Annotated in this window: 19 protein-coding genes; 6 read left to right on the top strand and 13 right to left on the bottom strand. The window is 62.4% G+C overall.

Annotated elements, in window-relative coordinates:
- Nucleotides 1–67: 67 nt before the first annotated feature.
- The 12 genes from J5Y06_RS00670 to J5Y06_RS00615 all read right to left on the bottom strand — a co-directional run bounded on the left by J5Y06_RS00670 (nucleotide 68) and on the right by J5Y06_RS00615 (nucleotide 11822).
- Entirely contained in the window at nucleotides 68–1372 is a 1305-nt protein-coding gene (locus J5Y06_RS00670) for an arsenic transporter (protein WP_209333198.1), read from the bottom strand.
- Between the two features lie 21 nt (nucleotides 1373–1393).
- Entirely contained in the window at nucleotides 1394–2119 is a 726-nt protein-coding gene (arsH, locus tag J5Y06_RS00665; protein WP_209333197.1) for an arsenical resistance protein ArsH, read from the bottom strand.
- Entirely contained in the window at nucleotides 2119–2955 is an 837-nt protein-coding gene (gene arsC / locus J5Y06_RS00660; protein ID WP_209333196.1) for an arsenate reductase (glutaredoxin), read from the bottom strand. The genes arsH and arsC overlap by 1 nt, the downstream gene beginning before the upstream one ends.
- 9 nt (nucleotides 2956–2964) lie before the next feature.
- Nucleotides 2965–3495, bottom strand: coding sequence for an arsenate reductase ArsC (locus tag J5Y06_RS00655; RefSeq protein WP_209333195.1), 531 nt, complete (start codon nucleotides 3493–3495; stop codon nucleotides 2965–2967).
- A gap of 14 nt (nucleotides 3496–3509) precedes the next feature.
- The gene (locus J5Y06_RS00650) at nucleotides 3510–3839 is read right to left on the bottom strand and encodes an ArsR/SmtB family transcription factor (protein ID WP_209333194.1); all 330 of its coding nucleotides are present in this window, start codon (nucleotides 3837–3839) and stop codon (nucleotides 3510–3512) included.
- Between the two features lie 200 nt (nucleotides 3840–4039).
- A complete protein-coding gene (locus tag J5Y06_RS00645; RefSeq protein ID WP_209333193.1) occupies nucleotides 4040–4438 on the bottom strand; it encodes a response regulator in 399 nt (132 codons plus the stop codon).
- On the bottom strand, nucleotides 4438–6018 hold the full coding sequence (locus J5Y06_RS00640) for a GAF domain-containing protein (RefSeq protein ID WP_209333192.1): 1581 nt from the start codon (nucleotides 6016–6018) through the stop codon (nucleotides 4438–4440). Before J5Y06_RS00640 ends, J5Y06_RS00645 begins: the two co-directional genes overlap by 1 nt.
- 137 nt (nucleotides 6019–6155) lie before the next feature.
- A complete protein-coding gene (locus tag J5Y06_RS00635) occupies nucleotides 6156–7220 on the bottom strand; it encodes a c-type cytochrome (RefSeq protein WP_245247494.1) in 1065 nt (354 codons plus the stop codon).
- 34 nt (nucleotides 7221–7254) lie between these two features.
- Nucleotides 7255–7641: a hypothetical protein gene (locus J5Y06_RS00630; RefSeq protein ID WP_209333191.1), complete on the bottom strand. Its 387-nt coding sequence runs from the start codon at nucleotides 7639–7641 to the stop codon at nucleotides 7255–7257.
- A 1-nt stretch (nucleotide 7642) separates the two neighbouring features.
- Entirely contained in the window at nucleotides 7643–10183 is a 2541-nt protein-coding gene (ctaD, locus tag J5Y06_RS00625; RefSeq protein ID WP_209333190.1) for a cytochrome c oxidase subunit I, read from the bottom strand.
- A complete protein-coding gene (coxB, locus tag J5Y06_RS00620; RefSeq protein ID WP_245247492.1) occupies nucleotides 10180–11178 on the bottom strand; it encodes a cytochrome c oxidase subunit II in 999 nt (332 codons plus the stop codon). Before coxB ends, ctaD begins: the two co-directional genes overlap by 4 nt.
- 131 nt (nucleotides 11179–11309) lie before the next feature.
- Entirely contained in the window at nucleotides 11310–11822 is a 513-nt protein-coding gene (locus J5Y06_RS00615; RefSeq protein ID WP_209333189.1) for a TetR/AcrR family transcriptional regulator, read from the bottom strand.
- 160 nt (nucleotides 11823–11982) lie between these two features.
- Between J5Y06_RS00615 and J5Y06_RS00610 the strand changes: the two genes are divergently transcribed.
- From J5Y06_RS00610 to J5Y06_RS00595, 4 genes are all read left to right on the top strand, one after another.
- On the top strand, nucleotides 11983–13218 hold the full coding sequence (locus tag J5Y06_RS00610) for an efflux RND transporter periplasmic adaptor subunit (protein ID WP_209333188.1): 1236 nt from the start codon (nucleotides 11983–11985) through the stop codon (nucleotides 13216–13218).
- Entirely contained in the window at nucleotides 13215–16298 is a 3084-nt protein-coding gene (locus J5Y06_RS00605) for an efflux RND transporter permease subunit (protein WP_209333187.1), read from the top strand. Before J5Y06_RS00610 ends, J5Y06_RS00605 begins: the two co-directional genes overlap by 4 nt.
- An 18-nt stretch (nucleotides 16299–16316) precedes the next feature.
- A complete protein-coding gene (locus J5Y06_RS00600) occupies nucleotides 16317–16646 on the top strand; it encodes a hypothetical protein (RefSeq protein ID WP_209333186.1) in 330 nt (109 codons plus the stop codon).
- 61 nt (nucleotides 16647–16707) lie between these two features.
- A complete protein-coding gene (locus tag J5Y06_RS00595) occupies nucleotides 16708–18324 on the top strand; it encodes a GMC family oxidoreductase (protein WP_209333185.1) in 1617 nt (538 codons plus the stop codon).
- On the opposite strand, the gene J5Y06_RS00590 is transcribed toward J5Y06_RS00595, so the two are convergent.
- Nucleotides 18325–18981: a DUF2161 domain-containing phosphodiesterase gene (locus J5Y06_RS00590; protein ID WP_209334298.1), complete on the bottom strand. Its 657-nt coding sequence runs from the start codon at nucleotides 18979–18981 to the stop codon at nucleotides 18325–18327.
- Nucleotides 18982–19086: 105 nt separating this feature from the next.
- Between J5Y06_RS00590 and J5Y06_RS00585 the strand changes: the two genes are divergently transcribed.
- Together J5Y06_RS00585 and uvsE are read left to right on the top strand one after the other, a co-directional pair.
- Nucleotides 19087–20145: a DHH family phosphoesterase gene (locus tag J5Y06_RS00585; RefSeq protein ID WP_209333184.1), complete on the top strand. Its 1059-nt coding sequence runs from the start codon at nucleotides 19087–19089 to the stop codon at nucleotides 20143–20145.
- The gene (gene uvsE, locus J5Y06_RS00580) at nucleotides 20142–21188 is read left to right on the top strand and encodes a UV DNA damage repair endonuclease UvsE (RefSeq protein WP_209333183.1); all 1047 of its coding nucleotides are present in this window, start codon (nucleotides 20142–20144) and stop codon (nucleotides 21186–21188) included. The genes J5Y06_RS00585 and uvsE overlap by 4 nt, the downstream gene beginning before the upstream one ends.
- The last annotated feature ends 14 nt before the right edge of the window (nucleotides 21189–21202 follow it).

The following is a 21202-nucleotide window of genomic DNA, read 5'->3' as shown; positions in this document are numbered from 1 at the left end:
TGTTGTGTCTCCTCCGGCTTGGTGCGTACGGACCGACAGCGGCTCTCCTGAGGAACCGGATCGTGCCTCACGGGAGGACGGACAGCCAGGCCCAAAGGGCGAGGAGCGTCGCCAGAAGCACGGGCGGGGTCAGGACGAGGCCGACCTTCATGTACTGTCCCCAGGTGATCCGCTGCCCTTTTCCGGCAAGTACATGCAGCCACAGGAGTGTTGCCAGCGACCCGATCGGCGTCAGCTTCGGGCCGAGATCGTTGCCGACCACATTGGCGTAAACCATCAGCTCGCGCGTGACCGCAGGCACCTGTGCCTGGTCAATGGCGAGCGCGCCGACCAAGGTGGCAGGCATGTTGTTCATGACCGATGCGAGCACCGCAACAAGGAAGCCGGTGCCGACCGTGGCGACGATCGTGCCTTGCCGCGCGAGCCATTCAAGCATGCCAGACGCGATTGCAGTCAGCCCAGCATTCCCGAGACCGTAGACCACAAGATACATGCCGATGGAGAAGAGGACGATCTGCCAAGGTGCTTCCCGCAGCACCTTGCGGAGCGGCACCACGGCGCCTCGCCCGCCGGAGAACCAGCGCCCCGCGATCACCATCAGGGCAAGGGCGGCAGCACCCGTGACGAAGGCGATGGGCACGCCCAACGGTCCCGTTACGAGATAAGCAACCATAAGCAGGCTGAGCAGCGGGAAGGCAGACCGGAACACGGCCGTGTCGCGGATTGCGTGCCGCGGCTCTTCCAGATCGCCCAGTTGATAACGTTCAGGGATGTCGCGGCGGAACCACAGCCAAAGCACGAGCAGCGTCATGGCGAGCGAAACGAGGTTCACCGGCACCATAACGGCGGCGTAGCGGCCGAAGGACAGGCCGAAGAAGTTTGCTGTCACGATGTTCACGAGGTTCGAAACCACGAGGGGCAGGCTGGTGGTGTCCGCCACGAATCCGCAGGCGACCGTAAAGGCCAGGGCACCTTCCGGCGAAAAACGCAGCCGTAGAAGAATGGCCAACACGATCGGCGTGAGCAGGAGGGCGGCGCCATCATTGGCGAAGAAGGCGGCGATCACGGCGCCGAGAAGCACCACCAGCGGAAACAGCCGCTTGCCGTTGCCATTGCCCCAGCGGGCGACATGGAGCGCCGCCCACGAAAAGAAGCCGGCTTCATCGAGGATGAGGGAGATAACGATCAGCGCCACGAAGGTGAAGGTCGCATCCCAAACGATGTGCCAGACAGTTCCGACATCGTTCCAGCCAACGACGCCTGTGGCGAGCGCAACGGCTGCGCCGGCTAGCGCCGACCAGCCGATGCCCAGCCCCTTCGGCTGCCAAATGACGAGGATCAGGGTGGCGATGAAGATCGCGAGGGCAAGCATGGGTCGTCCGGATGGTTCAGGTCAGATGGCGCGCTGGTTCACGCGGCGGGACAGTTCTTGCGCGCTTTCGATGCGTTCGGAATAGCGGTCGGTCAGGTAGGTGGAGCGTCCGCGCACCATCCAGGTAAACTTCACCAGTTCCTCGCAGACGTCGACGACGCGGCTGTAAAGCGCGGAGGGCTTCATCCGGCCTGCTTCGTCGAATTCGAGAAACGCCTTGGGAACAGATGACTGGTTAGGGATCGTCACCATGCGCATCCAGCGGCCAAGAATCCGCATCTGGTTCACCGCATTGAAGCTTTGCGATCCGCCGGACACTTCCATGACGGCGAGGGTCTTGCCCTGCGTCGGCCGCTTGGCTCCCAGGCTCAGCGGAATCCAGTCGATCTGCGCCTTCATGATGCCTGTCATCGCGCCATGGCGTTCCGGGCTAACCCACACCATGCCCTCCGACCACTCGGCGAGGTCGCGCAGCTCCTTAACCTTTGGATGGTCCGCGTCCACCGCATCGGGCAGTGGCAGCCCCCGGGGATCGAAAGCGCGGACCTCGCAGCCGAACCAACGCAGGAGCCGCGCCGCTTCCTCCGACAGGAGCCGCGAATAGGAGCGCTCCCGCAACGACCCGTGGAGAACGAGGATGCGCGGCGGATGCCCTGGATCGTCCGCAGCCGCGAGGCTCCGGAAGTCGATCTGATGGAGCTGGTCGAGTTCAACGGCAGGGAGATCTGCCGACAGCGGGCCGCCCATCAGGCCAGCACCGTGTGCCAGAGGCTTGCGGAAGCACCGCAAAGGCCTATCGCTTGCCGGGTCTGTTTCACGGCGTCGTGCGCGGCGGAACGGTCGATCCGCCGGAATCCTGCGGCCGACAGGAAGGAGCGCGGCTCGCTCGTGAAGGCGTAGGCCTCCGTTGCACCCCCCTCTGTCGCGTGCCGCATGAGCCGGCGCGCAATGGCTCCGCCTAAGCCCGCACCTCTGTTCGGGACGGGAACCACAACCGAGCGCAGCAGGACAACGTTGCCGAGCGGCTCGTAACCGCCATATCCGGCAAGCGCGCCATTTTCGTCCAGGAAGCGCATGAAGATGCGGCCGGGTTCGTGCAGGTCGGCGACGGGAAGGTCCGCCGCTTGAAGAAGCTCGACAAGCTCCGCGTTGGGTTTGACAACTTCGCCCTTCAGCCGGATTGCGGACGCGTTCACCTGCTCGCCGTCCTCCTTGGTGAAGGTGGCTACGGGGTTTTCCAGCAGGGAGAGCACCTTTTCGGAAGGGCGGCAAAGCGCCACGCCCTTGGTTGTCACGACGATCGGGCGGTTGATCAGGATCGGATGCGCCATCATCGCGTCAAGCAAGGCGTCGTCCGAGAGGGCCGGATCGCCGAGGCCAAGTTCGGCATAGGGCGTGCCTTTCTCGCGCAGGATGTCACGGGGTCTTAGCCCCATGCGCGCCAGCAGGTCGGCCAGCCTTTCGCGACTCGGCGGCATTTTCAGGTACTCGATGACCTCAGGCTCTTCGCCTGATTGCCGGATCATCTCCAGCGTGTTGCGCGACGTGCCGCAGGCCGGGTTGTGATAGATGGTGACAGTCATCACTGGGTCTCAGGCGACATAGGGGCGGGGCGAAGACGCGCCTTCCAGCTGCCCAATTGCATTCAGCCGGGCGGTCAGCGCCGACCGTTCAAGGGTTTGAACCGGAAGGGCCACGAAGGCATCGATGCGGTTCTTCATGTAGCGAAGCGCCTGCGTGAAGGCGGTCCGCTCCCACATAGCCCCCTGGCCATGGCTGCTGCTGGGATCTTCGATGCCCCAGTGCGCGGTCACAGGTTGGCCGGGCCAGACCGGGCAGGCTTCACCAGCGGCCTGGTCGCAGACGGTGAAAACGAAGTCCATCTTCGGAGCGCCTGGAACAGCAAACTCATCCCACGACTTGGAGCGCATCCCGTCAACCGGAAATCCAAACTCCTGCAGAACCTCCAGCGCCATCGGATTGACTTCACCTTTCGGGTGACTTCCCGCTGAATAGGCTTGGAAGCGCCCAGCTCCGACCTTCCGCAAGATTCCTTCAGCGAGGATCGAGCGCGCGGAGTTGCCCGTGCAAAGGAAGAGGACGTTGAAGGTTCGGGCCGTCATCTGCGAATCTCCAATCAGCAGGTGGTAGCGAAATCGCCGAGGCTTCCGCAAATCTCCGGGTTTCCGGAGCAGCAGTCCTCAGTGAGGAAGGCAAGCAACTGGCGCATGTCGTCATAGCTTGCGGCGTAAAAGATGTTGCGGCCATCCCGCCATGAGCGCAGCAGCTTCGACCGTTCCAGTGTCGCGAGGTGGAAGCTCATCCTCGTCGGCGGGATCGATAAACCTTGCGCAATATCACCCGACGCCATTCCGCTCGGTCCAGCGCGAACCAGCATGCGAAATGCGGCGAGGCGGTCGGCATGGGCAAGAGCGGATAGGGCAGACACAGCAGTGGCGTCGTTCATATGGAAACAATACAAGGATATTTGTAAGATGCAATAGTTTTCCAGCGTGGCTGTGCGGCAGGCGCTCTGATCCAAAGCAAAAAAGGGCACCCGCCTCTTGCCTCGCCGCTAACGTCCAAGGCCGCAGAGCAGTGTCTGGAACATGGTTAGCCGTTGCTCCCGGCGAAGGGAGCCACGCATGCGTCGAGGACCAGGGCGATCTACTGCAGCGAAGCCATACGTCGCATTTCTGCGATGACCTCATTTTCCCGGTAAGGCTTGGAAAAGAAAACGGAGCGCACCGGCAGCGAAACATCCGGCGCGTCCACTTGCCCGGACGTGATGATGATCTCGATTGGCGGCCAACGGTCCCGGATGGCAGCCGCCAGCCTCATGCCATCGACCCCGCGTGGCATGTCGATGTCGGTGAAAACGATCCGGATATCCGTGCGCTGTTCCAGAATGCGGATCGCATCAGTGGCGTCTGTCGCTTCAACGGCTTCGAAACCGGCGCTTTCCACCATGTCCACCGCCATCATGCGCAGCAGAGGCTCATCCTCAACCACCAGGACAACGGGAGGCACTTTCGGAAATTGAGAGGCGATCGTCGTTCCGATCATTACGACTTCTGGATCTGGGACAATGGAGCGCGCATTTCAGCTCGTAGGCCAGCTTTGCTATAATGAAGCTCGACCCCGCCTGTTCCAATCAAACCCAGCTTGATGAGGCGGGATCCGAATCCGGTTCTTTTCGGGGGCGAGACTTCCGGCCCATCCTTTTCGATCCAGCCCAGCACCAATTCTGGTTCGTCGCTGTCCTGGATGATTGTCCAGCTTACCTCCACGCTTCCCTCAGGGGAGGACAAGGAACCGTATTTCACGGCATTCGTCGCGAGTTCGTGCAGGAGAAGCGACAAGGACAACGCGGCCCGCGCACCAAGCCGGACGGTCGGACCCGATACGTGACAGCGGGCTTCCGTGTTGAAGGGCGCGACAACCGCTTCCACGATCTCTTTCATGGGTGCTGCCGACCAGCTTCTTTGAAGAAGCACATTGTGGGCCTGCGCCAAAGCATGAATGCGATTGTTCAGGGCTTCCACCGCGTCCCGCTCCGTAACGGAGCGGAGGGTCTGCATCGCAATCGCCTGAACCATGGCCAACGTGTTCTTCAGCCGGTGGCTCAGTTCCTGGTTCAAGACCTCCTGCTGTAACTCCGCCTTGGCCTTGGCGACCGCGGCATGGGTGCGATCGGCCAGCTGACGCGCGAAGGCGATATCCTCGTCGCTCCAAAAGAACGGCTCAGGATAATGTGCAAAAAGAACAAGGTTGAGTTTTCCTTGTTCAAGCACCGGTACGTTGAAGAGTGCGCGGATGCCGATCCCCTTGAGGGCCTCAGAAAAATTCCGTGTTCGCTCGTCCAGCTCGACGTCCTGGATCGCAACCAGCTCTCCAACCTTCAGGTCGTCCAGGAACGATCCATAATCGCGGAACCGGTAGGTCCCTTCCACAGGAGCGACGCCTTCGGCACACCAGTTGGGCTGCATCTCGACGGTTTCCGACGCGAGATCCACCACGCCAAAGCCTGCGCGGCGCGCACCGAGCGCTTCCCCCATCAGCACGGCTGCCCCTTGAGCGATCTCACCGATATCGGTGATCTCGCGGAAGCGATCCGACAACTCCGCAATCAACCGCTGGCGGTTGGCCGTGCGGATCTGGTCTGCAAGCGCTCGCCGGAGCTGCAACTGGGTCATGGCCTGGCTGGCGAGCAGGCGCAGCGTGCGGATCTGGTGCTCGTTGAGATCGCGAGGCTTGTAGTCGAGCACGCAGACTGTGCCGATCGGCACTCCGTCCGGCGTCTTCAAAAGCGCGCCCGCGTAGAAGCGCAGGCCCGGCTCGCCCGTCACCAGCGGGTTGCAACTGAAGCGAGGGTCGAGGGCAGCATCTGGCACCAGCATGAAGTCTTCGCTGAGGATTGCCTGCCCGCAGAATGATGTTTCCAACGGTGTTTCTCGAACCCCGAGGCCGACTTCGGCCTTGAAGAACTGGCGCTTGGTGTCGACGAGATTCACAACGGCAATGGGTGTGCCGCAAACATCCGAGGCGATCTGGGCCAGCTCATCGAAAGCAGGCTCGCGCGGCGTGTCGAGGATGTTGAAGGCGTGAAGCGTGCGGGAACGAGACGCTTCATCGTATTGTCGCATCGTGTCTGACACAATCTACCTGGGAGCTGAAAGGGCGCAGCCTTGTCTAGCACGTCCTTCCGGCAAGAACAGGTGTCCTCAAGGCGCTGCCCAGGAGGGACGTTGTCGCATGGCCGCCGCGTTGAGGGGTTGGCGGTTTACCTGCGGCGGCTCGCAAAATAGGCCGCCACGGCCTCGCGCTCTGGCTCGCTCAGGCCCTTTGCCGGCCGGATCATCAGGTGGTTGAACGGAGTGCCGCCGCGATGCTCCTCGGCAAACAAAACCAGTTGCCGTACGAGGTAATCCCGATGCTGCCCGTCCAGGCTCGGATAAGCAGCCTTGCGCGTTGAACCGTGGCATGACAGGCAGGCAGGCACCTCCTTGTCCGGCAGGCCCTGTTCTGCGATGCGACGGCCGAGTTCCAGAACGTCGTTCGGGGCGTCGACAGGCGGCGGAGCTGGTTCGGTTTGCGCAGCGAAATAGGCCGCAAGTTCGGCGTAAAGGGCGCGATCAACAAGCGTTGCCGCCGTCTGCATATAGCCGCTGGCTCGTGATCCATCCGCATAAGCGTGCAGGCTGTTCAGGAGGTAGGTCTCGCTTTGACCGGCGAGGATCGGGATCACCGAACTGCGCCCGCTGCCGTCAAGGTTGTGACACGCAGCGCAGGCGCTGAGCGCCCGCTCAAAGGCAACGCTTCCCGCCGCCTGGTTGCCGGAAGCGGGTTGCTGCGTCAGGGTCTGGTAGGTTTCGGCGTCCATGCCGTTCATCTGGCGCAAAAAGGCCACCAGTCCCCAGACTTCGTCATCCCGCTCCTGCGTCGGCCACGCCGGCATGCCGCTGTAGCGAACCCCGTTCCTGACGATGCGAAACAGTTCCTCGTCGCTCCAGGTCGACAGAACCGTCGTGAGATCCGGCGGCTGAGGCAACATCTTCATCACGGTTGCGGAGCGCTGTTCGCCTGGCGCGCCGTGGCAAAAGGCGCAGCCCTGCTGAAAATGGCCGGCAGCGGGAACAAGCAGCCCGGGGTCGATGATTTCCGGTTCTTCAACGGGGATCGCGTACGTCGCGATCGACTGGCGCATCACGTAATGAAGAAACCAGTTGGTGATCGACCAGTGCCCGCCGGTTGCTCCAATATAGATGACGCCGGACCACGCCACAAGCAGCGCGAGGAGCGGCGCGGCGATCGCGGCAAGGAGAACGTGCTTCCACCGGATCATCATGGGCGAGCAGCCCCTACAAAGATCGTTGCGCGCTTCATGGCCAGCACGCCTGGATAAACAGCGTCGGCAGCGCGGTGAACACGACCGCCACGAAGCTCAGCGCAGACAACAACAAGGTCGAAAAGCCTTGGAAAAGCGTACGACTGTCTTCGGTGGGCTTGTTGTGTGGGGGATTGTTGACGCCAAAGCCCCATTGCCGCCAGGCCAGGTAACCGCCGGCCGCCACCAGAACCAGGGCGATCACGGTGGCCACGCCGATTCCGCCGCGAACAAAGACCATGCCGAATTGGAGCTGGTCTCGTTTCGCGCAGTAGATGGCCGCCCAGACATAACAGAACAGAAAATGCACGGCCCAGATCGCGGGGCCGGTAAACAGCGTCCAGAGCGTCTCGATTTCCTTCGGGAGGATGCGAAAGCCCATGTCACACCATCCGCGGGAACAGGCCGATCACCGCGAAGGTGACGGCGGCGGTGACCATCAGGAAGTGCCAGTAAAGAACGACGTTGTGGATGTCCTTGTCGTAGCGCGCGGTCAGCCGGCCCGCATAGCTGGCAACGAGACAAAACGCCTGCATCACGACACCCACTGCCGCGTGGGCAATTGTCCAGGCCACGATCACCCACACGATGGCAGGGTAGATATGCATGGTCGGATCCATTCCTCCGAACCACGGTCCGGCAAGGCCGGCGAGCGATGCAGCGACCGTCAGAGCGAGAGACGCCATGAGAAGAAGACGGAACAAAGTTGTCCTTCCGCTCGTGTTGACGCGCTTGGAAACGGCCATCAACGCCCAGGCGGCGAGAAACAGCGCGAGGCTGGTGAGTGGCCAGAAAGCTCCCGGCGCTTCGGAACCGGCCGTGAAGTCGGCGTGGATCGTCCAATAAAAGAAGTAGCCGAACATGAGGCTCGCAAAGGCCGTTCCGTCGCCAACCATGGTGATGAACATGGCCCACCATCCGGCCGATGGCTGCCCGGACACGTAAAGCGGCAACGAAACGCCGCGGCCGATGTCCTTCTTCTCCTTTTCGGGAATTTGTGCCGTGCCGATCCAGATCCAGGCCATCAGGAACCCGAAGAAGATCACTGAACAAACGAGCGTGGTCCACCAGGCTTCGAAGGTCATCGCAATAAACGCGCCGCCAAGGAAAACGGCGCACAAAATCGGGAGCACTGAAACGCCAGGAACGCGGAACACCTCTTGCGCTTCTCCGTCGAGAACGGACGTCATGAGAGCCTCGCGATGCCCCTCCTCCGCATCCGGCAGGTACCAGCGGCCCTCGTCGACCTCGCGACGCAGCGTCTTTTCCTGCCAAAGGGGATAACGGGTGCGAATTTCCGGGATGGAGCGCATGCCCCAGTTCTCATCCGGCGCGGTGAGCCATTCCAGCGTGCCTGCATCCCAGGGGTTGATCGGCGCCTTAGGCTGTTTTTTGCGTGGCCAAACGACATCCACGACGATCACCAGAATGCCGCTGGCGAAAACAAAGGCGCCGATGGTGGAAACAAGGTTCAACCAATCAAAGCCCATGTCGGGCGGATAGGTAAACACCCGCCGCGGCATGCCGCGCAGCCCAGTCAGGTGCATCGGGAAGAAGCCGATGTTGAACCCTGTAAACATCAGCCAGAAGGCGATCTTGCCGAGCCGGTCGGACAACAGCTTTCCCGAAATCAGCGGGAAGTAATAATAGAGCCCCGCGACGATCGGAAACAGCATGCCGCCGATCAGGACGTAGTGAAGGTGGGCAACGATGAAATAGGTGTCGTGGGCCTGCCAGTCGAAGGGCGCGATCGCCACCATCACACCGGTCAAACCGCCGATCACGAAGATCACCAGGCCGCCGGCGCCAAACAGCATCGGCACGGAAAAGATCACGCGGCCGGCAAGCAGCGTGGCGATAAATACAAAGATCTGCACGCCGGTCGGGATGGCGACCGCTTCCGATGCTGCGGAAAAGAAGGCGAGCGAAATGGCGGGCAGGCCTGTGGTGAACATGTGGTGGACCCACAGGCCGAAACTGAGGAAGCCCGTTCCTACGGCTGCCAGCACGATCCAGGAATAACCGACGATCGGCCGCTGCGCGAACGTGGGAACGATCATCGCCATCAAGGCAATGGCCGGCAAAAACACGATGTAAACTTCGGGATGGCCGAAGATCCAGAACAGGTGCTGCCACAAGAGTGGATCGCCACCTCGGGCGGGATCGAAAAACGGCCAGTCGAACAGGCGCTGCAACTCGAACAGGAGATCGCCCGCAATCAGCGGCGGAAACGCAAACAGGATCATCCCGGCAACGATCAGGAGATACCAGGCGAAGAGCGGCATCATGTTGACCCGCATCCCCGGCGCGCGGAACTTCATGATCCCCACGATCAGTTCCACGGCGGCGGCAAGCGACGCCACTTCGATGAAGGACAGGCCAAGCAGCCAGATATCGGCGCCAATGCCGATCTGCTCCTTGTTTGTCGCCAGGGGCGGATACATGAACCATCCGGCGGATGGCGCGGCATTGAACAGGATCGATCCGCACACGAAGACGCCGCCGATGGCGAAGCTCCAGAAGCCGAAGGCCGACAAGCGCGGAAAGGGCAGCTCGCGCGTGCCCAGCATACCAGGCAGCACGAAGATCGCGAAGGACTCGAAGATCGGCACCGCAAACAGGAACATCATGACGGTTCCGTGCAGCGTGAAAGCTTGGTTGAAGAGGTCCGCCGACAGGAAGTCGTTATCGGGAACGGCAAGCTGGGTGCGCACCAGAAGCGCGAGCACGCCGGCAAACAGCATGAACAGAAATGCGGCGGAGGCATACCAGACGCCGATGTCCGTGTTGTTCACCGAAGTCCAATAGCGCCAGCCGCCCGGCGTCGCCCAAACCTCGCGCAAGCGCTTCTCCTGCGCACGTCGACGTTCAAGGTCGTCTGTGTCGGCTCTGGTTTCAGTGGCGGGATCGAGCACGTCGCTCATTGGAGACCCTTCAGATACTGAGCGATGCCTGCAATTTCTTCGTCGGGCAGCATGCGAAATGACGGCATTCGAACGCCCGGCTTGATTGTGTCCGGCTCTTTGATGAAGCGCGCGATCGATTGGACGGTGTTGGGGAGGATGCCGGCGCCGATCGTTTCGCGTGATCCGACATGGCTGAGATCGGGTCCGATTTTCCCTCGCGCCTCCGTGCCGCTGATCGTGTGGCAGCCGCCGCAGCCGTTGGAAAGGAAGGCCTGGAGCCCGGCAGCCTGGGCGGTCGGGGAGGGCATGCGGCGTGCCGCAAGCCAAGCGGTGAATGCTGCAGGTTCCATCGCCACGGCGGAAAAGGCCATCAGGGCATGCGATGTGCCGCAATATTCGGCGCACGGACCGCGAAACACGCCGGGACGTGTCGCCAAAAGGGAAAGATGCGTACTGCGACCGGGAACCATGTCCATCTTTCCGGCCAAGGCCGGAATCCAGAAGGAGTGGATCATGTCCGCGCTTTCCAGCGTGAGGAAAACGCGTTCTCCAACCGGCAGGCGGACCTCGTTCGCCGCAACAACAACGGCTTGGCCGTCCGGCGTTTGATAGCGGACGTCCCACCAGAACTGGTGGCCAGTGACGGTGATCTCGATTGCAGGCTGCCCTTCGGCCTGAACGGGGCGCAGGCCCGGCCACAAGGCCAATGAGAAGGTCAGAAGCACAGTCAGAACCGCGACGGTGGTGACCGTGCCCCACAAGATCAGGCGCGCCACGACCCGGTCACTATGCACGCGCCGCTGGTGATGCACGGCATAGATCAACAAGGAAACAACGCTGATGAACACCACCGCGCCGCCGGCACACATGCCGAGAAACAGGAGGTAGAGTTCCTGCGCCTCGTGGCCCGCTGGATCAAGTGCCGACTGCATCCCGGCGCAGCCAGTCAGCCCGCCGACAGGCGACAAAGCGGCTGCGATCCCCGTGATTTTGCCGGCATGACGCGCAAGCATCGAGCGCCCCCCGCGCTTGTTCAGTGTTCAACAAGGCACATGGCGCCCGACGGGCGAAAGGCAACGGTTGGCGCCATAGCGGGAGGTGCGAAACGCCTCGGATTACGCCGGAAGGGGGCCGAAGCGGATATTTAGCCCTTGGCCACGATCAGCCCGCGCAAGCGTTCCGCGACGCGGCGCGCGTCCTCGTCGGGAACCACATTCAGGTCAAGCAGATGGCTGCTCTTCAGTCCGGCAATGGTGAAGTAGATCAACGAAGCAAGATCGGCGTCCCCCAGGTCATCCTTCAAGCGCTGGAGAATCAGGCGTTCGTGCTGACGAACCGGGTCGAGAAAGGAAGGATCTTCTGCCAAGGCGGCCAGGATGCCCGACGGAGGCTTCCGATTGCACCGACAGTCCTGCAGAAAGAGATCGAGGAAGGCGTGCGAAAGCGGATGCTCACTTTCTCCGTGCGTTGCCTCGCAACTCATGAGCTGCGCCTCATAATCAAGCACGAAGCTCTCGACGGCCGCGGTCAGAAGCTTCGATTTTGAGGGGAAGTGGTAAAGCAGGCCGCCTTTGGAGACCCCGGCCTTGGCGGCAACAGCATCCAGGGACAAGCCGTTGGCACCACTTTCCTGCACGATCTCGGACGCAGCTTCCAAGATCCGGGACCGCGTGGCTTGACGCTTGCTGACAGGAGGGATGGTTACTTCACTTGACATTACCGTCCAGACGGTACAGTTGGTGAAGCCATATTACAATCTTTTTCTCGTGGCGGTCGCGTTTCCCATGCGTCCGGCAAAGCGTGGTTGAGCTCGGATCATGATCAAGCGTTTCCTGATTGCCATTGTTCTGCTTGCCCTGGTTGGCGGCGGCATCGTTGGCTTCAACATGTTCCGGGACCAGGCGATCCAAGACTTCTTCGCAAACATGCCGACACCGACAGCCACCGTTTCCACGGTTACGGTGGAGCCTCGAAGCTGGACGCCCTCCATCGGGGCGATCGGCACGATCAGTGCAAACCGCGGCGTGGAACTGACGGTGGAGAATGCCGGCATCATCACAGCCGTCAATTTCGAAGCGAACCAGCGCGTCGAAGCGGGGGACGTGCTTGTGCAACTGGATGATGCAGTCCAACGCGCAGACCTGGCGGCGGCCCGCACCCAGGCTGACCTCGACCAGCAAACCCTGCAGCGCGCTCAGGAATTGCAACAGCGCGGTGTCGGCACCAGCGTGTCGCTCGAAGCCGCCCAGGCCGCAGCTCAGGCGTCGTCGGCACAGGTCCAGAAGGCCGAGGCCGTCCTGTCTCAGAAGCAGCTGCGTGCGCCGTTCAGCGGCACGGTTGGCATCCCGCGGGTTGATGTCGGCCAATACCTCCAGCCCGGCACAACTGTGGTGACGTTGCAGGATCTCGATCTGATGCGGGCCGACTTCACCGTGCCGGAACAGCGCTTGAGCCAGATCCGCATCGGTCAACCGGTGGTGGTGTCGCTCGACGGAACGAACACGCGATTCGAAGGCGAGATCACGGGCATCGACCCGCGCATTGATCCTGCGAGCCGGCTCGTTTCGGTGCGCGCGGCCATCGAAAACCCGGAGCAGACCTTGGCACCAGGTCAGTTCGCCCAGATCGAAGTCCAGCTTCCAACGGAAGACAACGTGATGATCCTGCCACAAACGGCGGTGGTGACGAGCCTTTACGGCGACTACGTGTATCTGGTCCGTCCGATCCAGCCGGAAGCAGCGCAGGAAAACCCGGAAGCGCAGCAGGGAGCGGCACCTGTCCCAGCGGCAGGAGCGGAAGGGGAAGCAGCCGAAGGGGCAACACAGCCGCAGGCCGCGCCGGCGACGCAGCAGGCTGCGCAGGTGTTTGTACAGGTCGGGCGCCGCAACGGTCCTGATGTCGAGATCCGAAGCGGCCTCAATGTGGGCGATGTCGTGATCACCGCTGGCCAGAACCGCTTGAGCAACGGCACGCCCGTCGCGGTCGACAACACGGTCAACCCTGCCGCGGACGGAAACGGCGCGGGTGCACCGCAGCAGGTGTCGCAGCAATGAGCATTTCCGGCATCTTCATCCGCCGGCCCGTTCTTTCAACGGTGCTCGGTCTCCTGATCCTGCTGCTCGGCCTTCAGTCGCTGGTGAACCTCGCCGTGCGGCAATATCCGGAAGTCGAGGAAACGGTGATCACGGTCACCACGACCTATCCCGGCGCCAATGCCGAGCTGATCCAGGGCTTCATCACCTCGCCGATCGCGCGTGCCGCCGCGACCACGGAAAACATCAACTACGTCACCTCGCAAAGCCGTCCCTCCGCCAGCGTGGTGACGGTGAACATGAACCTGGGCTCCGACCCGGACGCTGCGCTCACCGAGGTGATTTCCAAGGTCAACCAGGTGCGCGGTTCGCTGCCTTCGGAGTCAGACGACCCGATCATCGTGAAGGGCACCGGGCAGCAGTTCGCCAGCATGTATCTGGCGCTTCAGAACCCGAACATGACCAATGAACAGGTCACCGAATACATCGAGCGCGTGATCCGCCCGCGCATGTCCACCATTCCGGGCGTGGCGGAAATCCAGATCATGGGTGCGGCCGAATATTCGATGCGCGTGTGGATCGATCCGGTACGCCTTGCATCCCGCGGGCTCACGGCGGCCGAGGTGTTGTCGGCCATCAGTGCGTCCAACTTCCTGGCGGCGCCCGGACGCACGCAGAATGAATATGTTTCCTACGCGATCACCGTTGAATCGACGCTGCAATCGCCCGAAGCGTTTGGCGCCCTGCCGTTGAAGGCAGAAGGCGACGAGGTCGTACGCTTGCGCGACGTGGCCGATGTGGAACTCGGCGCCGCAAGCAACGACATGATCGTCACCTTCAACGGGAAGCCCGGCACCTTTATCGGCGTGTTTCCGACGCCCGATGCCAACCCGCTCGACACCGCCAACGCCGTTCTGGACGAACTGCCCGCCATCCAGGCCTCCTTGCCGGAAGGCATGACGCTGACGTTGATGTATAATGCGACCGAAGCGATCAGCGCCTCCATCGAGGAAGTCTTTACGACCATCGCCGAAGCCGTTGCGATCGTGGTGGTGGTGATCCTGCTGTTCCTCGGCTCGTTCCGCTCCGTGGTGATGCCGATCATCACGATCCCCTTGTCGCTGATCGGCGTTTGCACGGTTCTTCTTGCCTTCGGCTATTCCATCAACCTGCTTTCGCTTCTTGCCATGGTTCTGGCGATCGGCCTTGTGGTGGACGATGCGATCGTCGTGGTGGAAAACATCCACCGTCACATTGAGGAAGGGCTTGAGCCCCGCCAGGCCGCGTTCAAGGGCATGCGCGAAATCACCGGTCCGGTGATCGCGATGACCATCACGTTGGCGGCCGTGTTCGCACCGCTGGCTTTCACCGGCGGCCTCACCGGCTCCCTCTTCCGTGAGTTTGCGGTGACGCTTGCGGGCTCGGTGATCCTGTCGGGCATCATTGCGCTCACCATCACGCCGATGATGTCGGCGAGGCTTCTGAAGCGCGGCAACCACAGCCGTTTCCAGCGCTTTGTGGATCGCACCTCGGACCGTCTCGCGAATGTTTATGAGCGCTGGGTGACGGGCTCGCTGAAGTACCGGCCGGTCACGCTGTTGATGGTGGTCGTCCTCGTGGGGCTGACCGGCTTCATGTTCACCAAGACGTCGGGGGAACTCGCGCCGGAAGAAGACGAGGGCGCGTTGTTCTCGCTGGTGACGGGGCCGTCTTATGCGACCTCCGATTACACCAAGACCTACACCGACCAGATGCGCGCCTTGACGGAAGATATTCCCGAACTGCGCGCCAACTTTTCCATTGTCGGCTTCGGCGGGGCGACCAACTCCGGCATCGCGCTTTGGGCCTTCAAGGATTGGGCCGATCGCGAGCGTTCGCAAAAGGAGATCCAGCAGGACATCCAGGCCCGCTTGTCGAAAGTTGCGGGCGTGCAGGCGCTGGTGTTTGCGCCGCCTTCGCTGCCGGGTGCCGGCGGTGGGCTGCCGATTTCGGTGGTGTTGCAAACAACCGGCGAAGCAAGCCGCCTTTATGAAGTTGCCGAACAGGTGCGCCAGGAAGCGCAGGCTTCTGGCCGCTTCATCATCGTCCAGAACTCGCTGAACTTCAACGCGCAGCAGGTCGTGATCACCATCGACCGGGATCGTGCGGCAGCGCTCAACATCTCGGTGCGCGACATCGGCACGACCTTGAGCCTGCTGGTTGGCGGCAATCCCGTGGCGCAGTTCGACCGCGAGTCCAACAGCTACGATATCATCATGCAGGTGCCGGACGAGTATCGCAGCAACCCCGAGCGGCTGGGCGACTTCTTTGTGCGCAGTGCCACGGGTGAGATGGTGCCCCTGTCGGCGGTGGTGTCGATCAACACGGGCGTTGCGGCAACCGCCATCGAGCAGTTCAACCAGCTGAACTCGGCCACGATCTCGGCTCTGCCCGTGCCGGGCGTCACCACCGGCGACGGGTTGGCGACCATCGAGCAGATCGCGCGACCGCTGCTGCCCGACGGCTACTTCATCGACTATTCCGGGCAATCGCGGCTGGAAGTGGAGCAGGGCAACACGATCCTGCTCGCTTTCGCGGCCGCCGTGGTGGTGATCTATCTGGTGCTTGCAGCGCAGTTCGAAAGCTTCCGCGATCCGCTGATCATCATGATGTCGGTGCCGCTGTCGATCTTCGGCGCGATCCTGCCGCTCAATCTGGGCCTGGGAACGCTGAACATCTACACTCAGGTCGGTCTGATCACGCTGATTGGCATCATCACCAAGCACGGCATCCTTCTGGTGGAATTCGCCAACCAGCAACGGGAGGAGCACGGCATGAACCGGTTCGAGGCGATCATCAGCTCCGCCAAGATCCGTCTGCGCCCGATCCTGATGACAACAGCGGCCATGGCCTTCGGCGTGGTCCCGCTGATCACCGCCTCTGGTGCGGGTGCGGCCGCGCGCTCGTCGATGGGGCTGGTGATCTTCACGGGGCTGTTGATCGGCACGCTGTTCACGCTCTTCGTGGTGCCGATGTTCTACACCCTGATTGCCGCCAAGGAGATCAAGCACGATCCCGACCGTTCAGCCGGGCCTGCGCCTGTTCCCGCCCCAGCTGAGTAAGGGCGCGCGTTTCCCAGGATGAAGTACCCGGTTACACCGGATGGCCGGTACTTCGTTGTGAAAGGTCGCCTTTGGCGCACCAGCGATCCGCGGCTCTCAACAGAGCGGCGCGCCGAGCTCGTTGCGGAACTGATGACGGCCCGGCGTGCCGTTGCAACGGCCAGGCGCCGGGGTTCCGAAGCGGATGAATCAGCGGCGCGGTCGCAGGTCGATGCCGCCAAGGTGGCGCTCGGAGAGCGCGGGACACCGTGGTGGGATGACGGCGCCCCGGACTTCAACCGCAAGCTCGTGACGAATACCCCTTATGCCGAGTGGTTCCGGCTCCTGGAACACAACGAACCCAAGTGAAGCGGTTGCAGAACGGCGCGGGTGAGTCCAGAACGCCGTAAGCTCGTTCGGGGAGGAACCTGTGGCTGCGCGGGAAACGGAAAGCTTCGACTATATCATCGTGGGCGCTGGTTCAGCGGGCTGCGTGCTCGCGAACCGCCTATCGGCTGATCCGAACACGCGCGTGTTGCTGCTGGAGGCTGGTGGTCGGGATCTCTACCACTGGATCCACATTCCCGTGGGCTATCTCTACACGATCGGCAATCCGCGCACCGACTGGCTGTTTCAGACGGAGGTCGAAGCCGGCCTTGGTGGGCGGGCGATCGGCTATGCCCGCGGCAAGGTTCTGGGCGGCTCGTCCTCCATCAACGGCATGATCTACATGCGCGGCCAGGCGCAGGATTATGACGGCTGGGCGCAGGCCGGAAACACCGGCTGGGGCTGGGACGACGTGCTTCCCCTGTTCAAGAAGTTCGAGCGCTTCTATGACGGTGAAAACGCATTCCACGGTGCCGATGGCGAGCTGCGCGTCGAACGCCAGCGGCTGAAATGGGAAGTTCTGGAGGCGATCAAGGAAGCCGCGGTGGAGATCGGCGTCCCGGCCACCACCGACTTCAACACGGGCGACAATGAAGGCGTCGGCTTCTTCCACGTCACCCAGAAGAACGGCTTCCGCTGGAGTGCGACACGCGCTTTTCTTAATCCTGCCCGCAAGCGGCCGAACCTCAAGATCACCACGAAGGCGACTGTCGAGCGGGTGACGGTGAAGGACGGCGGCCGCGCCACCGGCATCGCGTACCGTCAAGGTGGCAAGGAGATGCTGGCGACGGCTGCGCGCGAAGTGATCCTCAGCGCCGGCGCCGTCGGTTCGCCGCACATCCTGCAGCTGAGCGGCATCGGCGATGCCGAGACGCTCGCGGGGCATGGCGTCGCTTCGGTTCATCATCTGCCGGGTGTCGGCCGCAATCTGCAGGACCATCTGCAGATCCGCGCCGTTTATGGCGTATCCGGCATCCAGACGCTGAACGAACTCGCAAACTCGCTCCTTGGTCGAATGAAGATGGGCCTGGAATTTGCGCTTTGGCGCACCGGGCCGCTCACCATGGCGCCGAGCCAACTCGGGATCTTCGCAAGAAGTGCCGAGCGCTACGAGACGCCGAACCTCGAGTTCCATGTCCAGCCCTTGTCCACGGAACGGCTCGGCGAGCGGTTGCATGATTTTCCGGGCGTTACGGCATCCGTTTGCAACCTGCGCCCCACCAGCCGCGGGTCGGTGACGCTGCGATCGAAGAACCCCGCCGAAACACCGAAGATCGCGCCCAACTACTTGTCCACGCCGGAAGACAGGGCGGTCGCGGTGGAAGCCCTGCGTTTTGCGCGGCGCTTGTTCCAAACAAGGGCGATGGCACCCTACCAGCCCAGGGAACTGAAGCCCGGCGCTGACATCACGGACGATGAAGGTCTCCTTCTGGCGGCGCAGAAGCTTGGCACCACGATCTTCCATCCTGTCGGAACAGCCCGCATGGGGTCAGATGCCATGGCCGTTGTCGACAAGGACCTGCGGGTCCACGGGCTCGAACGGCTGCGCGTGGTGGATGCTTCCGTGATGCCCACCATCACGTCCGGCAACACCAACGCCCCGACGATGATGATCGCGGAAAAGGCGGCAGGCCTGATCCTTGCGGCCGCGCGGGCCTGATCAGTCGGCGGCAACCGGCCACCGCAGAAGGGCAGCGCGCCCGGCATCGGTCAGTTCGTAGATGCCGCGCTCGCGGCGTGCGAACCAGCCATAAACGTTGCGGTGCAGGATCTTCTGGACGTTGGGATTGGCCGGGCGAAGATCGCGCGGCCGCTTCGGCCCATCGCTGAGCGCGGACGCACAGGCGAGGGCCTCCTGGCGATAGGCCGTCATGATCGGCTGGCGCGAGCTGCCCCCTTCGGCTGGATCGCCACGCCTTTGCCGGTGTTCTTCCACAAGGCGCGACCTGCGGCGCGGATCGCGGCGCGGCGGCAAGGCCGCCGGGCTGAGCAGCATGTCTACCGACCCGTTGGCGCTGACGCCCAGCAGGCCGAAGCCAAGCCTTCGGCAAAGAGCGCGGAACCGCGGGTCGTGTTCACGCCCACGCCCTCGCTTGGACATTCGCGCAGCAAGCCAAACCTCGTCGCACACGCCCGCGCGGTCGACGGCCTGCAGCACGAGGTCCATGTTGAACTGCATCTTCAGTTCACAAACGACCACTACCGGCGCTTCGCCGTCGATCAGCCCGACCACGTCGCAATGGCCGATCTCTCCCTTCACGCTGAAGCCGCGGCTTTCCAGAAAGCGCTTCACGGGTTTGTAGAGGGTCGTTTCCATGGGTTCCGAATCGACGCTTGCCTTCTGTGAAAAGGGGATAGCCGATATGGCGAGTGCTGGCAGCAATGCGAGGATCGTTTCGGGGAAAGTTGCGTTGGTTGCACGATGCAGAACAACCATGATCCAGGCTTTCCGCGGCCCGAAGCCTTCCCTGATGCAGCCGAAACGCTCGGCAACCAACCGCTGGTCGCCTTTCACAATGATGCGGATGGCCTTGCGGCGGGAGCAATCCTGCTGACGGCGCTGCGCCGCCAAGGCAAACAGCCGCACGGGCGGATCGTCGGCAAAGGGGAAAACGCCTTTTCCGCTGCTTTCGTGAACGAGGTGCAGCAACAACGGCCGAGTGGCCTCGTAATTGCGGATCTTGGCGTGTCGAGCCGTGTCGCGCTGCCGGCAATACCCACAATTCTCGTTGACCACCATGCGCCCACGGGCGTGCCGGAAGCGGCAACGGTGATCTCCGGCTTTGCGGATGACCCGATCCCGACGTCCAGCCTGCTCGCTTACCGCTGCGCCCAAGCCATCGGGCAAGCCGAGGGGCTGCTTTGGCTCGCGGCCATCGGCATCATCGGCGACATGGCGGAAGATTACGGTTTCGCGGAAATGGTTGAAGCCCGCGCCCGTTATGGCGTTACGGCTTTGCGGAAGGCCGCTTCTCTCGTGAACGCGCCGCGGCGCACAGCAGAAGCCAACTCCTATCCGGCGCTGGACCTCCTGTTGAAGGCGGATGGCCCGAAAGCGGTTCTGTCTGGCCAGCACGAGGAGACCGCGACGCTTCTAGCGGCAAAGGATGAGGTGCGCATGGCGCTCGAGGGCGCGCGCAAGGTGGCACCCAAGATCGTGGGGGATGTCGCTCTCATCTTCTTCAGTTCACCCTGCCAGATCCATCCGCTCATCGCGCAACAATGGCGCAGCCGGCTGAAAACGAGCATCGTGGTTGCCGCAAACGCCGGCTACCGGCACGGCTGGGTGCATTTCGCCGCACGATCCTCCAATCATACGGACATCCTCCAGTTCCTTGCCGGGCACCGGCCGCCGGGTGCCGACGAGCAATATGGCAATGGCCATCGCGCCGCCTCGGGAGGCGCTTTGCGCATCGCAGACTGGAACGCCTTCATCAGTTCACTCGGCTTCACCCAAGCCGTCATCCCGGAGACTTCATGATTTCTCGCATTTCGCGGCTCGGCTTTCCCGTCAAGGTGATGGGACGCGACGACCTGAAGAGCAATGACAGCCGGCGTGCGGCCAGCAATCCGCATCTCAAGGTTTCGCTCGAATATATCGACGCCATCCTCGATCACCTCGACCGCCACGACATGCGGATGTACCGGATGTCGTCGGATCTGGCGCCTTATGCGACCCATCCTGATATGCCGCAGTTCCACACCATGGTGGCGGAAAGCGATGCGGAACTGCGCGCGGTCGGCGAAAAGTCCAGGCGCCTCGACATCCGTTTGTCGTTTCATCCGTCCCAGTTCGTGGTGCTGAACAGCCCCGACCCCGAACTGGTGCGCAAAAGCACCTGGGATCTCGTCAGCCAAGCTGAGATGCTCGACCGGATGGAGCTTGGGCCCGAAGCCGTGATGGTGATCCATGTCGGCGGTACCTATGGCGACATTCCGGCTGCCCGCCAGCGCTGGGTCGATACCTGGAAGACGCTGCCGGAGCCGGTAAAGCGCCGCCTTGTTCTGGAGCATGACGATCTCAGATTTTCCGCAGCCGACGTGCTTTGGATCCATGAGCACACGGGCGTGCGCCTGATCTTTGACCACCAGCACTTCTGGTGCCTCAATCCCGAGCGCGCCGACATGCGCCAAACGCTCGAAGCAATCTTGCGGACATGGCCGGACGGTCAGCAGCCGAAGCTGCATTTTTCCTCGCCTCGCACGGAGTTGCGCGAGCAGATCCGGATCGACAAGAAAACAAAGAAGAAGACCGTGAAGCTCGTTGCCCCCGTCAACACCGGTCATGCCGACTTCTGCAATCCATTCGAATTCATCACCTTCATGCGGATTGCGGAAGGTCTGAACTTCGATGTCATGCTGGAAGCCAAATCCAAGGATCTGGCACTTCTGCGCTTGCGACCCGACCTGTTGCGCTACGGCCCCGATGTCGCAGCGCGGTTCGGCCTGAAGGTGGAAGACGCCGCAGCGCTGGAATCCGAGTCCGACGCGGTTCTCGAGGAAGAGGGGGAAGGCGGCGCTTGAACCCGCCGCCCGCA

Source organism: Tianweitania sediminis (assembly GCF_017813335.1).
GTDB classification, from domain to species: domain Bacteria; phylum Pseudomonadota; class Alphaproteobacteria; order Rhizobiales; family Rhizobiaceae; genus Tianweitania; species Tianweitania sediminis.
Note: the sequence above shows the minus strand (reverse complement) of the source record. Positions and strands in the feature narration are given on the sequence as shown.

Bases quoted from the DNA above. Each gene is read 5' to 3' on its own strand.
- J5Y06_RS00630 (WP_209333191.1), bottom strand. From the start codon at position 7,641: ATGGGCTTTCGCATCCTCCCGAAGGAAATCGAGACGCTCTGGACGCTG.
- J5Y06_RS00605 (WP_209333187.1), top strand. From the start codon at position 13,215: ATGAGCATTTCCGGCATCTTCATCCGCCGGCCCGTTCTTTCAACGGTG.
- J5Y06_RS00590 (WP_209334298.1), bottom strand. From the start codon at position 18,981: ATGGAAACGACCCTCTACAAACCCGTGAAGCGCTTTCTGGAAAGCCGC.
- J5Y06_RS00585 (WP_209333184.1), top strand. From the start codon at position 19,087: ATGCAGAACAACCATGATCCAGGCTTTCCGCGGCCCGAAGCCTTCCCT.
- J5Y06_RS00655 (WP_209333195.1), bottom strand. From the start codon at position 3,495: ATGACGGCCCGAACCTTCAACGTCCTCTTCCTTTGCACGGGCAACTCC.
- uvsE (WP_209333183.1), top strand. From the start codon at position 20,142: ATGATTTCTCGCATTTCGCGGCTCGGCTTTCCCGTCAAGGTGATGGGA.
- J5Y06_RS00600 (WP_209333186.1), top strand. From the start codon at position 16,317: ATGAAGTACCCGGTTACACCGGATGGCCGGTACTTCGTTGTGAAAGGT.
- arsH (WP_209333197.1), bottom strand. From the start codon at position 2,119: ATGGGCGGCCCGCTGTCGGCAGATCTCCCTGCCGTTGAACTCGACCAG.
- J5Y06_RS00650 (WP_209333194.1), bottom strand. From the start codon at position 3,839: ATGAACGACGCCACTGCTGTGTCTGCCCTATCCGCTCTTGCCCATGCC.
- ctaD (WP_209333190.1), bottom strand. From the start codon at position 10,183: ATGAGCGACGTGCTCGATCCCGCCACTGAAACCAGAGCCGACACAGAC.
- coxB (WP_245247492.1), bottom strand. From the start codon at position 11,178: ATGCTTGCGCGTCATGCCGGCAAAATCACGGGGATCGCAGCCGCTTTG.
- J5Y06_RS00635 (WP_245247494.1), bottom strand. From the start codon at position 7,220: ATGATGATCCGGTGGAAGCACGTTCTCCTTGCCGCGATCGCCGCGCCG.
- J5Y06_RS00670 (WP_209333198.1), bottom strand. From the start codon at position 1,372: ATGCTTGCCCTCGCGATCTTCATCGCCACCCTGATCCTCGTCATTTGG.
- J5Y06_RS00640 (WP_209333192.1), bottom strand. From the start codon at position 6,018: ATGCGACAATACGATGAAGCGTCTCGTTCCCGCACGCTTCACGCCTTC.
- J5Y06_RS00645 (WP_209333193.1), bottom strand. From the start codon at position 4,438: ATGATCGGAACGACGATCGCCTCTCAATTTCCGAAAGTGCCTCCCGTT.
- J5Y06_RS00610 (WP_209333188.1), top strand. From the start codon at position 11,983: ATGATCAAGCGTTTCCTGATTGCCATTGTTCTGCTTGCCCTGGTTGGC.
- arsC (WP_209333196.1), bottom strand. From the start codon at position 2,955: ATGACTGTCACCATCTATCACAACCCGGCCTGCGGCACGTCGCGCAAC.